This is a genomic window from Flavobacterium sp. WC2416 (genome assembly GCF_041200095.1).
Classification (GTDB): domain Bacteria; phylum Bacteroidota; class Bacteroidia; order Flavobacteriales; family Flavobacteriaceae; genus Flavobacterium.
Genome location: NZ_CP165626.1, coordinates 656,436 through 669,375, shown reverse-complemented (window position 1 = coordinate 669,375; position 12,940 = coordinate 656,436). Strand labels below are relative to the sequence as shown.

Annotated in this window: 14 protein-coding genes; 6 read left to right on the top strand and 8 right to left on the bottom strand. The window is 33.0% G+C overall.

Annotation, left to right across the window (positions count from 1 at the left end; genetic code table 11):
- The first annotated feature begins 4 nt into the window (after positions 1-4).
- Both gmk and nadD read left to right on the top strand, forming a co-directional pair.
- Positions 5-577 carry a guanylate kinase gene (gene gmk / locus AB3G39_RS02915; RefSeq protein WP_367755968.1) on the top strand — a complete coding sequence of 191 codons (573 nt, stop codon included), beginning with the start codon at positions 5-7 and terminating at the stop codon, positions 575-577.
- An 86-nt stretch (positions 578-663) separates the two neighbouring features.
- Positions 664-1,275: a nicotinate (nicotinamide) nucleotide adenylyltransferase gene (nadD, locus tag AB3G39_RS02910; protein WP_369765972.1), complete on the top strand. Its 612-nt coding sequence runs from the start codon at positions 664-666 to the stop codon at positions 1,273-1,275.
- Here the strand turns inward: nadD and AB3G39_RS02905 are convergent, their stop codons facing one another.
- On the bottom strand, positions 1,276-2,172 hold the full coding sequence (locus tag AB3G39_RS02905; RefSeq protein WP_369769672.1) for a LysR family transcriptional regulator: 897 nt from the start codon (positions 2,170-2,172) through the stop codon (positions 1,276-1,278).
- An 86-nt stretch (positions 2,173-2,258) separates the two neighbouring features.
- On the opposite strand from AB3G39_RS02905, the gene AB3G39_RS02900 reads away from it, so the two are divergent.
- The 3 genes from AB3G39_RS02900 (at position 2,259) to AB3G39_RS02890 (ending at position 5,482) form a co-directional block, all read left to right on the top strand.
- Positions 2,259-3,029 carry a type 1 glutamine amidotransferase domain-containing protein gene (locus tag AB3G39_RS02900; protein ID WP_367755974.1) on the top strand — a complete coding sequence of 257 codons (771 nt, stop codon included), beginning with the start codon at positions 2,259-2,261 and terminating at the stop codon, positions 3,027-3,029.
- A 2-nt stretch (positions 3,030-3,031) separates the two neighbouring features.
- Positions 3,032-4,189, top strand: coding sequence for an iron-containing alcohol dehydrogenase (locus tag AB3G39_RS02895; RefSeq protein ID WP_369765970.1), 1,158 nt, complete (start codon positions 3,032-3,034; stop codon positions 4,187-4,189).
- Positions 4,190-4,486: 297 nt separating this feature from the next.
- Positions 4,487-5,482 carry an NAD(P)H-dependent glycerol-3-phosphate dehydrogenase gene (locus AB3G39_RS02890; protein WP_369752793.1) on the top strand — a complete coding sequence of 332 codons (996 nt, stop codon included), beginning with the start codon at positions 4,487-4,489 and terminating at the stop codon, positions 5,480-5,482.
- A gap of 81 nt (positions 5,483-5,563) precedes the next feature.
- Here the strand turns inward: AB3G39_RS02890 and AB3G39_RS02885 are convergent, their stop codons facing one another.
- The 3 genes from AB3G39_RS02885 to AB3G39_RS02875 form a co-directional block, all read right to left on the bottom strand.
- Complete coding sequence (locus tag AB3G39_RS02885) at positions 5,564-5,971, bottom strand: hypothetical protein (protein WP_369765969.1); 408 nt, start codon at positions 5,969-5,971, stop codon at positions 5,564-5,566.
- 192 nt (positions 5,972-6,163) lie between these two features.
- Positions 6,164-7,183 carry a phenylalanine--tRNA ligase subunit alpha gene (gene pheS, locus AB3G39_RS02880; RefSeq protein WP_369765968.1) on the bottom strand — a complete coding sequence of 340 codons (1,020 nt, stop codon included), beginning with the start codon at positions 7,181-7,183 and terminating at the stop codon, positions 6,164-6,166.
- A gap of 143 nt (positions 7,184-7,326) precedes the next feature.
- Positions 7,327-7,683 (bottom strand): hypothetical protein, encoded by a 357-nt coding sequence (locus tag AB3G39_RS02875; protein ID WP_367755983.1) that lies wholly within the window; start codon positions 7,681-7,683, stop codon positions 7,327-7,329.
- Positions 7,684-7,861: 178 nt separating this feature from the next.
- On the opposite strand from AB3G39_RS02875, the gene AB3G39_RS02870 reads away from it, so the two are divergent.
- On the top strand, positions 7,862-8,398 hold the full coding sequence (locus AB3G39_RS02870; protein ID WP_369765967.1) for a CvpA family protein: 537 nt from the start codon (positions 7,862-7,864) through the stop codon (positions 8,396-8,398).
- Positions 8,399-8,406: 8 nt separating this feature from the next.
- On the opposite strand, the gene AB3G39_RS02865 is transcribed toward AB3G39_RS02870, so the two are convergent.
- The 4 genes from AB3G39_RS02865 to AB3G39_RS02850 form a co-directional block, all read right to left on the bottom strand.
- Positions 8,407-9,153, bottom strand: a complete 747-nt coding sequence (locus AB3G39_RS02865) for a tetratricopeptide repeat protein (protein ID WP_369765966.1) — start codon at positions 9,151-9,153, stop codon at positions 8,407-8,409.
- Positions 9,154-9,168: 15 nt separating this feature from the next.
- Entirely contained in the window at positions 9,169-10,914 is a 1,746-nt protein-coding gene (locus AB3G39_RS02860; RefSeq protein WP_369765965.1) for a BatD family protein, read from the bottom strand.
- An 86-nt stretch (positions 10,915-11,000) separates the two neighbouring features.
- Positions 11,001-11,786, bottom strand: coding sequence for a tetratricopeptide repeat protein (locus tag AB3G39_RS02855; RefSeq protein ID WP_369765964.1), 786 nt, complete (start codon positions 11,784-11,786; stop codon positions 11,001-11,003).
- 58 nt (positions 11,787-11,844) lie between these two features.
- Positions 11,845-12,873 carry a VWA domain-containing protein gene (locus tag AB3G39_RS02850; RefSeq protein WP_369752799.1) on the bottom strand — a complete coding sequence of 343 codons (1,029 nt, stop codon included), beginning with the start codon at positions 12,871-12,873 and terminating at the stop codon, positions 11,845-11,847.
- Positions 12,874-12,940 lie beyond the last annotated feature (67 nt).

Sequence of the window (12,940 nt, the reverse complement as noted above, 5' to 3'; positions counted from 1 at the left end):
TAAAATGAAAAAAGGAAAATTAATTGTTTTTTCGGCACCATCGGGATCTGGAAAAACAACCATAGTTAAGCATTTACTAAGCAAACCTGATTTGAATTTAGAATTCTCTATTTCTGCAGCTTCTCGTGATCCTCGAGGGGAAGAAACAAACGGAAAAGACTATTATTTCATTTCAACTGAAGAATTCAAAAAACACATCAAAAACGAAGATTTCCTAGAATGGGAAGAGGTCTATAGAGACAACTTCTATGGAACTTTAAAAAGTGAAATCGAACGCATCTGGGCCAAAGGTAAAAATGTAATTTTTGATATTGATGTTGCTGGTGGTTTACGTATTAAATCTAAATATCCAGAAGAAACTTTAGCCGTATTTGTAAAGCCACCAAGTATTGATGAGTTAAAAATTCGTCTAAAAAAGCGCTCCACCGAAAGTGAAGACAAAATTAATATGCGAATTGCAAAAGCATCAGTTGAACTAGCTACAGCTCCGCAATTTGATGTTGTAATTAAAAATTACGATTTAGATATTGCTTTGGAAGAAGCCTATCAATTGGTGAAGGATTTTGTAAGTAAATAAAAATTAAAAAATTAAAGAATTGAAAGATTTAAAAACCAATGATAATCTTTCAATTCTTGAGTTTTTTAAATCTTTAAATTAAATCGATGAAAATAGGACTCTATTTCGGAACTTTTAATCCCATTCATGTTGGGCATCTTATTATTGCAAACCATATGGCGGAGCACTCTGATTTAGATCAAGTTTGGATGGTAGTTACGCCACATAATCCACACAAAAAGAAAAGTACTTTGCTTGATGATTACCATCGATTACAAATGGTTCATTTAGCAACCGAAGATTTTCCAAAATTGAAACCTTCTGATATAGAATTTAAGTTGTCACAGCCCAATTATACGGTGAACACTTTGGTTCACTTGGAAGAGAAATTTCCAAACTACAAGTTTTCTTTAATTATGGGCGAAGACAACTTAAAGTCGTTGCACAAATGGAAAAACTACGAAGTTATTTTACAAAATCATGATATCTATGTGTATCCTCGCATTTCATCAGAAGCTGACACGAGCCTGAAAGGCGAACTGGCGCAGCAAAATGTAGAACTTAAAAACCATCCTAAAGTTCATTTAATTGATGCACCAGTAGTTGAAATTTCCTCTACATTTATTCGCAATAATATTAAAGCAGGAAAAAATATTCAACCACTTTTGCCAACTAAAGTTTGGGAATACATTGATCACAATAATTTTTATAAAAAATAATTATTCAAATATTGTCCTTAGAACTGCTTCAATTTCTTGAAAAGCAGTGTTGAAATTATCGTTTTTTCCTGACAATAAAAAAACTTCCGTACTTGGCATTTGTTTGCTATTCCATAATAATTGAATTCTTTTCTCTTCTATAAAACACTTAGCATTAATATCCCAAACTACTGCTACTCCTGTATTTTTAGCAAGAACTCCAAGCATTTCATATTCTGATGGAATAATATAATTAGAAATCATTGTTGGCCTTTTTTTATTAAAAACATGTAGCCAAAACAATTTGATATGTGGAATTCCAGCATCATGACTATACCATTTTTGATTATTTAACCATTGTTCAATTGACGAAAAAACTTTAGTTTTAATTTTTAATTTCAATTCAGATGCATCAATATTATTGGAACCAACTATCACTTGTTTCATCTCACCGACCTTTTTCTGTATAGTATCAAAGGTGTCAAACCTTTTAGTCACAATAGCAAAGTCTAATTTTTTAGCATCTACTAATTCAAAAAGAACTTGATTTTCATTAAAACTAAAATCTATATTATCATACTGTGAAATCAATGCACTACCAATACTACTAAATAAATGCTTCGAAATACCCACTGTAATTAATCGGTTTGCATTAAAAGCTTTGGCTCGAAAACCATTCTCCACATTTTCCAATCGGTCTAGAGCTTCTATAATCAAGTTATTCAGTAACTTAGCATATTCTGTTGGTTCAACACCTTTTGATTTTCGATTAAAAAGCGTATAGCCTACATGGGCCTCTAGCATTGCTATTTGCTGACTCACTGCAGGTTGACTTATAAACAACTCTTTGGCAGCTAAAGAAAAGTTCCCGTTTTTATACACGGATTTAAAAGTTCTGTACCATTCTAGATTGACCATGATATAAATATATTTATCACAAACATAATTTAAATTATTTTTACTAATAGCATATTCGCCGTAAATTTGTAGTAATAAAATCAGTTATGAAGAAAATAGCATTATTTACAATTATTGCATTAACTGTGGGTTGCATTAAAGCAACCGCACAAAAACAAAATAAAAAAGACATGAAAAAAGTATTATTTGTTCTTACTAGTCACGATAAATTAGGAGACACCGGAGAAAAAACAGGGTTTTGGACAGAAGAATTTGCTGCACCTTATTATGAATTAGCTGACAAAGGAGTTCTAATTGATATTGCTACTCCGCTTGGTGGACAACCTCCAATTGATCCAAAAAGTGAAGATCCGTCATCGGCAACTGAAGACACGAAACGATTTGACAAAGACACTGAATTACAAGCTAAATTAAGTAAAACACATAAATTAGCCGATGTAAAAGAGTCTGATTACGATGCTGTTTTTTATCCAGGTGGTCATGGACCATTATGGGATCTAGCTTCAAATAAGAATTCAGATGCATTAATCTCAGCATTTTACACTAATAATAAACCAGTAGCTTTTGTTTGTCATTCACCAGCGGTATTGAAAAATGTAAAAGTAAATGGAGAATTTTTAGTTAAAGGTAAAAACGTAACTGGTTTTTCTAACACTGAAGAAGCTGCGGTAGGATTAACTGATGTGGTTCCTTTTTTATTAGAAGACGCCTTACAAGCTAATGGAGCAACGTATTCTAAAGTTGAAGATTGGCATCCTTATGCAGTAGAAGACGGTTTGTTGATTACTGGGCAAAACCCTGCATCCTCTAAATTAGTTGCTGAAAAATTATTACATCAATTAAACGAAAAAAAATAAGCATGTTAAACTTCGAATTATATAATCCCACGAATCTTGTATTCGGAAAAGGACAAATTGAAAAACTAGGAAGCCTTGTACCCAAAGGAGCTAAAATATTATTGGCTTACGGTGGTGGAAGTATCTTTAAAAACGGAATTCACGAACAAGTAATCCACAATCTTAAAGGGCATGAAATTATAGAATTTAGCGGAATTGAAGCTAATCCTCATTTTGAAACTTTAATGAAAGCAGTAGCCATTGTTAAAGAACAACATATTGATTTTATTCTTGCCGTTGGTGGTGGTTCTGTAATTGATGGTGTGAAATTTATTTCAGCAGCTGTTAATTTTGAAGGAAACCCAATCGATATCTTGCAAAAACGCATTTTAATTAAAGAGAATGCAGTGCCTTTTGGAACTGTATTAACCTTGCCTGCTACAGGAAGCGAAATGAATTCTGGAGCTGTTGTAACTATTGAATCGACCAAAGAGAAATTGGCTTTTGGTGGTTCAGCTATGTTTCCAAAATTCTCTATTTGCGATCCAACGGTGATTGAATCTTTGCCAAAAAGACAATTGCAAAATGGTGTTGTCGATGCCTACACGCACGTAATGGAGCAATACTTAACTTATCCACACGAAGGTTATTTACAAGACCGCATTGCCGAAGGAATTTTACAAACCTTAATTGAAGTAGGTCCACAGGTAGTTGAAAATCCTAAAGATTATGCTTTGGCATCTAATTTTATGTGGAGTTGCACCATGGCCTTAAACGGTTTAATCCAAAAAGGAGTTCCTAGTGACTGGGCAACACACATGATAGGTCATGAACTAACTGCGATGTACGGAATTGACCATGCACGAACTCTTGCTGTTATTGCTCCAAGTTTGTACAAAGTAATGTTTGAGACTAAAAAAGGAAAACTAGCACAATACGGAAAACGCATCTTCAACTTAGAAGGAACGGAGGATGAAATTGCTAACGAAGCTATAAATAAAACGGTTGAATTCTTCCACAAAATGGGAATGGACACGAAGCTATCTGACTATACAAAAGAGTATAATCACACTGCTGATTTCATTGTAAATCGTTTTGATGAACGCGGATGGAAAGGTTTAGGAGAAAGACAAAACATCACTTTAGACAAAGTAAAAGCTATTGTGGAAATGAGTTACTAATTCAGAATACTGGAACTATTACAGTGTAAAATAAAAAGGCGTTTTGAATTTAATTCAAGACGCCTTTTTGATAACACCAAAACAAAACTAACTAACTCAATTTTCATTTATTTATTAAAAACTTAATTTATAATAGGTTACAACGTTAATACGATATAAATATTGTAAGAAATTATAAAAAAAAATATTTTATTTTTATGATTGCTTTTTTCAAGCAAATAAAACTCCAGTTTCTTAAATAATTTTTTTGTTTAATTACTCCATTTTTAAGTACTTTTGGTTAAATTTATTAAAAAAATGGCCGGAAATATAAAATTCGCAGTTATAGGTGGTGGTAGTTGGGCAACAGCGATTACAAAAATGTTATGTGTAAACCTTTCGGAGGTTTCATGGTACATGCGCAATGAATCAGCTATTGAGCACATAAAGACTTACAAGCATAACCCTAATTATCTTAGTGCGGTAGAGTTTGACACTAAAAAACTAAAATTAACTAGCGATATTAATGAAGCTGTTGCATATGCAGACTACCTCATTTTTGCAATTCCTTCTGCATTTTTAAATGATGAGTTAGAAAAACTAACTGTTTCATTAAAAGATAAAATAATCTTTTCAGCTATTAAAGGAATTGTTCCTGAAACAAGTTTAATTGTTGGCGAACATTTCCATTTTAAATATGACATCCCGTATTATAATATTGGAGTAATTACAGGACCTTGCCATGCCGAAGAAGTAGCATTAGAGCGTTTATCATACCTTACTATTGCTTGTGGTGATGCTGATAAAGCAAAATTAGTCGCCAAAAATCTATCAGGAAATTTTATAAAAACTAAAATTACAGATGATATCATTGGGACCGAATACGCAGCTATGTTGAAAAACATTTATGCTATTGCTGCAGGAATTGCTCATGGATTGGGTTATGGTGATAATTTCCAATCCGTTTTAATGAGTAATGGAATTCGTGAAATGAAAAAATTCATCCGCAAAGTTCATAAAATGAAACGAAACATAAATGACTCTGCCTATTTAGGTGATTTATTGGTAACCGGGTACTCTGTTTTTTCCAGAAATAGAATGTTTGGTAATATGATTGGCAAAGGCTACACTGTAAAGAGTGCAATGATGGAAATGAGTATGGTTTCTGAGGGTTATTACGCAACAAAAAGCGCTTATAAACTCAACCAAGGGTACCAGGCGAAAACTCCCATTATAGATGCTGTTTATGCCATTTTATACGAAGGAAAAGATGCAAAAGCAGTCTTTAAAAAACTAACAGACCAACTGGATTAATCTAAAATAATTCGATTTTTAAATACAAAAAAAGGCGCTATCTCATAAGATAACGCCTTTTTCATTATGATAAATTCTATATTACCTTATAATAACTCCATCAACAAATAAGATAGGAACTTCTTCCACATCAGTTTCATTAATGGTATTGGCTTTAAAAATAAATTTCTTGTCGTATAATTTATTTCCAATAAAATAAGAAACCGAAAACTCATTGTTAAGCGTTAAAACACTTTTTTCAATCATCTCTATTTTCACAACAGAAACAGCTGGAATTTGAACAAAAGCATGACGTAAAAGTGATGTTTTTTTCATCTCTCCATCTATAGTCCCAAATGCTTTAGAAACAACCATTACACTTTCTATTAGGTAATCGCTGTCATTTACTAAATAGGCATACCAAACTTTTTCCATAAAGTCGTCACTCCATTCTTGGACTGCGGCTATGAAAACGTTCTCTACTTCGGGGATAATTATGTCTTTTTTCATTGTGATATAACTCTGAAAGCTACTTTTATAACTATTAAGAAATTAAGGTTGTTACGTTTAATCCTTATTTGATCAATATTGACTATTCAACTAAAATACTAGCCCAGATAGAAGTGAAAATCCTTTTCTTGTTTTTCTTTAAAACAAGAAAAGATTGTAACGAATAGCTGGAAATAGCTCCTAATTCAATTATTAAATACTAGCTTTAAATTGTTCTAAGAAACGAACATCGTTTTCGTAAAACATACGAATATCGCCTATTTGATAGTTCAACATGGCGATTCTTTCAATCCCCATCCCAAATGCGAAACCAGTATATTCTTCTGGATCGATCCCACAATTTTTAAGTACATTAGGATCTACCATTCCACAACCACCAATTTCTAACCAACCAGTGCCTTTGGTAATTCGATAATCAGTTTCGGTTTTTAAACCCCAGTAAATATCAATTTCGGCACTTGGCTCCGTGAATGGGAAATAAGACGGACGCAAACGTATTTTTGATTTCCCAAACATCTCTTTGGTAAAATGCAACAAGGTTTGTTTCAAGTCAGCAAAAGAAACATCTTTGTCGATATAAAGACCTTCTACTTGGTGAAAAATACAGTGAGAACGGGACGAAACAGCTTCGTTACGGAACACTCTTCCTGGAGAAATAGTACGAATAGGCGGTTTATTGTTCTCCATATAACGCACCTGAACCGATGATGTATGCGTACGCAACAAAATATCAGGATTGGTTTGTATGAAAAAAGTATCTTGCATATCACGAGCCGGATGGTATTCTGGCAGGTTCAATGCAGTAAAATTATGCCAGTCATCTTCTATTTCTGGACCTTCGGACACGTTGAAACCAATGTTTGAAAAGATATCTATAATTTGGTTTTTTACTAATGATATTGGGTGACGAGAACCTATTTTAATAGGTTCAGCAGAACGTGTTAAATCACCAAACAACCCTTTACTTTCTTCTTTATTCTCTAAAGATTCTTGTATTGATTTTACCTTTTCTTCGGCAGATGATTTAAGCAAGTTGATTACTTGACCAAATTCCTTTTTTTCCTCATTAGGAACATTTTTAAATTCGGCAAAAAACTCTTTTAAAACCCCTTTACTTCCAAGAAATTTAATTCGGAAAGCTTCTAATTCTGCTGGACTTTGGGTCGAGAAGGCTTGTGCTTCACCGATATATTCTTTTATCTTATCTATCATTTTCATTCAATAATTGCGTGTGCAAATTTACAAAATTTGTTTCAGGTTTAAAGTTTAAAGTTTAAAGTTTCCCTGATAAATTGTGAGATTACCATTTAAGTACTACTATAAGGTTAAATAATATAAAAACTGATAACTGAACACTACTTTATTACTTCTCTTTCAAGAAAATAATTAACAATTGCTTCTTTCATCAATACGGATTGTTCTCCCGCTTTAAGTGGTGGCAACTCTTCTTTTACTGTATAATGAGGCCAGCCTTCTTCGTCAAAAAAATCGAATTCATAAAATCCGTATGGTTCTAATAATCGACAAATAGCAATATGCATTAAGTTGAGTTTTTCGTCTTTTTTATATTCACGGTGTACTTTTCCTAATTCTTGTACCCCAATTAAATAAATGATAGCGTCTAGATCTAAATCTTCACCTTGTGAAAATTGATCTGATAATATAGTTACAAGCTGTTCCCAGCGTTCTTTAAGTTGTGTGTCTCTTGACATTGTGATTGTTGATTGTAGATTAACGATTTTTGACCCGAGCGATAGCGAAAAGGCAAAGCATTTCAGATTTTCAAAAAAAGCATCCAATTATTACGGCAAAGATAACAACTAGAAAATTGACAATGGATGTTTGATAATTCTTTTATATTTGTTCCTTTATCATTACTAAACTAATTTTATGGGAATTTTAGATATTGTCCTGGGTGCATTACTGATATACGCTTTATTTAAAGGTATGAAAAATGGGCTTTTTGTAGAACTTGCTTCCTTAATTTCGCTAATCTTAGGAATTTATATTGCCATAAAATTCTCCTATGTTGTTCGTGAAGTCGTATCAAGTCATGTTTCATGGTCTCCAAAACACATAGAAATAATCGCTTTTGGGCTCACTTTTATAGCCGTAGTCTTAGTAGTGCATTTATTAGCCAAGGTGCTTACAGGGATTATGGACTTCGCTTTTTTGGGTTGGATTAACAAGTTGGCTGGAGGTTTTTTTAGTGTTATAAAAACCATATTGCTCTTGAGCATTGTATTGAATCTTTTTCAAAAAATCAACATCAACAATATGCTTACCAAGCAAGAGACGCTAGATAAGTCCATGTTTTACAACCCTATTCAAGAAACGTCAAAGTTTATTTATCCAAGATTACAAACCTGGTACGATGATTTTAAAAGCAAAAACGAAGATAAATCACTTACTAATAAGCAAGAATAAAGAGAGAATTATTTTACTTCTTTGATAGCATTATTTTCAATCCAGCCCTCTGTTCCATCTGTTAGCTGCACTTTTTTCCAACCTTCCACAATTTCTTCTACAAAGACTTTTGTACCTTCATGTAACACCACAATCGTAGAAGCTAATTTTTGGGGCTCACTTTTTACATCCGCCATTTCGGCAAAAACGATTGCTGGCTTTTCATTTTCAAAATGGCTTTTTTCAAAAATGGCTGCAGCGACAGTTATCATAAGCAAGAAAACAACCACAAACATGGAGAAGAAAAATATTCTTTTAACCACAGTCATTTGAGAAAAATAATATCCTATAAAACACAATAGAAACAATACTGAAAATCCTATAGAAATCCATCCCCAAGTATTGTAATGATAAATTGCCGTGAAATCACGAAGCAATTTACCAAACCCTACTTTTGGAATTACTTTTATTTCGTCAATAGTTCTTTTTTGTGCAAATCTTAAATTGTTTTGAACGTCCTTATCATTTGGTTTCAAAACCAAAGCCTTTTCATAATTATAGATAGCAGGAGCTACTTTGTTTAATTTATAATAACAGTTCCCTAAATTATAATACAATTCAGCCGACTGCTTATGGCTATTTACCACACTTTCGTATGTATGAACGGCTTCCTGATATTTCCCTTTTTGGTATAAATCATTCCCAGTTTCAAAGCCACTTTGAGCAAAGAAAATTTGAGAAGTAAATAATAATACTATATAAAAAATGTTTTTCATCTTAATCATCAATTGTTAGATATGCTTTTCTAATTCAGAGATTATTGAAACAGCCTTGTCATAATCATTTTGAATAGTTGCGCTTGAAGCTGGTGCATATCGAGCTACTTCACAGTTTTCAGTTAGAGAAATAAAATCATTTACTACCTCTGGATTTGCATTTCTAGTCAACAATAAGTCCTTGATATTGTCCTTACTCATTTCCGAAGTTTCAATATGAAGTTTAGCCTTCAAAAAATTATGCATCGCTTTTTCAAGAGCCACGTAAAACGGTTCTTTATTATTGATTTGTTTCTTGGCTTCAGATAAATATTTCTTAGCCAATTTATTATTTCTTCTAATTCTATTACCAACAACGTCTCCGTCAATAGCTTCTTTTTTCTTTCTAAGTAAAACTATAATTGGAACAATTAAGAACGGTAAAAACAATAATCCCAAGAACAAATTGGAACCAAAGAAGTCGTCTCTTTTTGTTGGCTCTAATTTTGTTTTCAGTTTAATATATTTGAATTGTTCTTGAATTGAAACCGTATTCTTCTTAGAGTTTAGATTGTCTGCTGTTCTAGTATCAGTAGGGCCATCCAGAACGTTAATCATTATTTCAGGAGAACTAATCGTTTTATATGTTCCTGATCCTAAATCAAAATAAGAAAAGCGAAGTGGTTTTACTGGGTAATTCCCTTTATATTGTGGCACAATTGTATAACTGTCAGCCACTTTTCCTGACATCCCCGCTAAAGAGGTATTCACTTGATCTGTGTGAACCGCGTCATACATTTCCAAGGCATTAGGTACTACTGGTTTTGGTAAGTTGAATAATTTCATATTCCCTTTACCTGTGACGCTTACATTTAAATCAAGGCTTTCTCCATTTTTAAGATTTGTTTTGGATGGAGTCACTTTAAAATCAAAACTACCTACTGCTCCAGAAAAATCTTCTGGCTTACCAGCTTCAGGAAGTGCTCTTACCGTTATTGCTTTGGCTCCAGCCGAAACTCTTTTATTTCCTTCGGTCAAAATTACTTGACCAAACATGTTTCTACGATTAGTAGGCAATTGCACATCGATATCTAATGACAATGGCTCTATAGTCAATTTTCCCGATTTTTGAGGGTATAGAACTGTTTTTCTTAATATTACATAACGGTATTTCTCACCTTTAAACATCCCTTCTTCGGCAACTAATTGCTTGATGTCTATGTTTTGACTCCAGAAATCATTGTACTTGGGTTTATTCAATTCCCTCCAATTCGTAATTCCAATGTTATAGCTAAAATACAGTTTATACACTACTGTAATAGGTTCATTGATATACGGACTTGTTTTCGAAATATCAGCCACAAGATAAATATTATCTGCTGCAGAGACACTAGTGTCGTTTGGATCTTTTGGCTGTTCGATTGCCGATGTAACATTAATTTTTATTGGAGAAGTTTTATACACTTGCCCGTTGTATTCTATGGATGCTTGCTTAATAACTAAAGTCCCTTTTTGATTTGGCAATAGGTAATAGGAATATATTTTTTCAAAAGAACTGCGGCCATTCACCCAAGATTGACTTACTTGTTGACTTGGACCAGCAATTACTCTAAATCCTTCAAAAGAAGGTTCACTAAAATTATCACCATCGATATTCATAGCAAAATCTACACGGAGTCTTTCATTAAGACCAAGTGTCGTTTTACTTACTTTAGCCTCAAATTGCACTTGAGCCATAAGTCCTTGAAAACTTAATAGTATTAAAATTAAAAAATTCTTCATTATTACTGTTTGTTCGTTGATTCCTTGATTTACTACTTAATGAATTTGTTATTAAAACAAATCACGAATAGGTTATAAACCAAATCTTACCAATCTTTTTCTGTTTTTGTTGGTTTTCCTTTTACTTTTTGTGCGTTTACTTTGTCTTGGATTTTCTTTTCCTCATTATTTACCGCATCTAAAAGACTTTGTAAACGTTGTGGTGAAATACCGCCAGGAGTAGGTTTTGGCTTTCCGTTATCCTCAGGTTTTTCATTGTTCTTTTTATCCTTATCTCCCTTATCGTCTTTTTTGTTTTTGTCTTTGTCACCGTCTTTTTTATCCTTATCCTTGTCTTTCTTGTCTTTGTCTTTATCTTTTTTATCCTTATCTTTTTTATCCTTGTCTTTGTCTTTTTTATCCTTATCCTTTTTATTGTCTTTAGGCGGATTTTCTTTTAGCATTTTTTTTGCTAATGCATAATTATATCTTGTTTCCTCATCTGTAGGGTCATTACGAAGTGCGTTTTTGTATGCTTCTACCGCTTCAGTATAATTTTTTTCTTTCATGAATACATTACCTAGGTTGTGAAAGGCTTTGTGTTTTTGAGGTCTCGTTTTAGCACTTTTTAAAGCTTTGGCATACGCATATTTAGCTTCAGCAGGTTGGTTTTGTTTGTATATTGCATTACCTAAATTATATGGAGAAACAGTTCTGTTTGGAAATTTAGAACCCGAAATTCTATAATTAGCCTCTGCATCAACAAATTTATTTTGAGCATATTCCTCATTTGCTTTAGGCAGATTTTTATCTTTCTCCTGCGCAAATACTCCCCCAAATCCCAAACTAAGGAATATAGAAAAGACAAATATGTATTTTTTAAAATTTTTCATTTTTCAATTATTATGTTTATCCTCGAATGTAAAAACAGCAAGGAATTGACATTATTTTTTATTCGTTAAATAAATTCAGCTTCTTCACCCAGCTTGTTTTTCTTTCTAATAAGAAAAGATCTAGAAACAATAAGATAAAAGCAAATCCAAGAAACCACTGAAACTGCGATTGAAAATCGGCCATTTGTGTCGCTTCAAACTCCGTTTTTTGAATCGTGTTTAACGTGTTTTTTATGTATTCCAAAACCTCTTTGGTATTGCTTCCATCCACATAACCGCCTTTAGTAGCTTTAGCTATGGTCTCTAAACCAGCACGGTTTAATTTTGTAACTACCACTTGGTCATTATTATCACGAACATAACTTTCTACAATTCCATTTCTTTTCAATGGAATAGTCCCTCCTTTTTCGGTTCCAACTCCTATTGTGATAATGCGCATTCCTTGCTTATTGGCTTCTTCGGCTGCTGCCTGTGCCCCTTCAGAATGGTCTTCCCCATCTGAAATAAGAATTAGTAATTTGCTTGTTTTGCTTTTATCATCAAAATAAGTTCCTGATAACTTTATGGCCTCATCCAGCGATGTTCCTTGTGAGGAAACCATCTCCGTGTTCATACTTTGCAAAAACATTTTGGCCACACTGTAATCAGAAGTAATCGGCAATACAGGAAAAGCACTTCCCGCATACGCCACAATACCAATGCGGTCATTCCCTAACTGATTGATAATTTGAGAAACGAGTTGTTTACTTTTTTCCAATCGGCTGGGAGCGATATCTTCGGCAAGCATACTTTTGGATACATCCATCGCAAAAACGATATCAATACCTTCTCGTTTTACCGTTTCCATTTTGGTTCCTATTTTTGGATTTACCAATCCTAAAATTAATCCCGCTAATGCTAATAGAATAACTGCTAGTTTAAAAACAGGTTTAAAAACAGAAGTCTCAGGACTCAATTTTTTAATTAAATCCAGATCTCCAAATTCACGTTGTTTTTTTCTTTTCCAATAGAAATTCAAAAGATACAACACCACCACAATTGGTAGTACGAATAAGAGGTATAAATATTTTGATTCGTCTAATTCCATATTTTTTTTTACATATCAGTCTCGAAATATCAAGACAAATTTTAGATTCCAATTTTCACGTCCAATC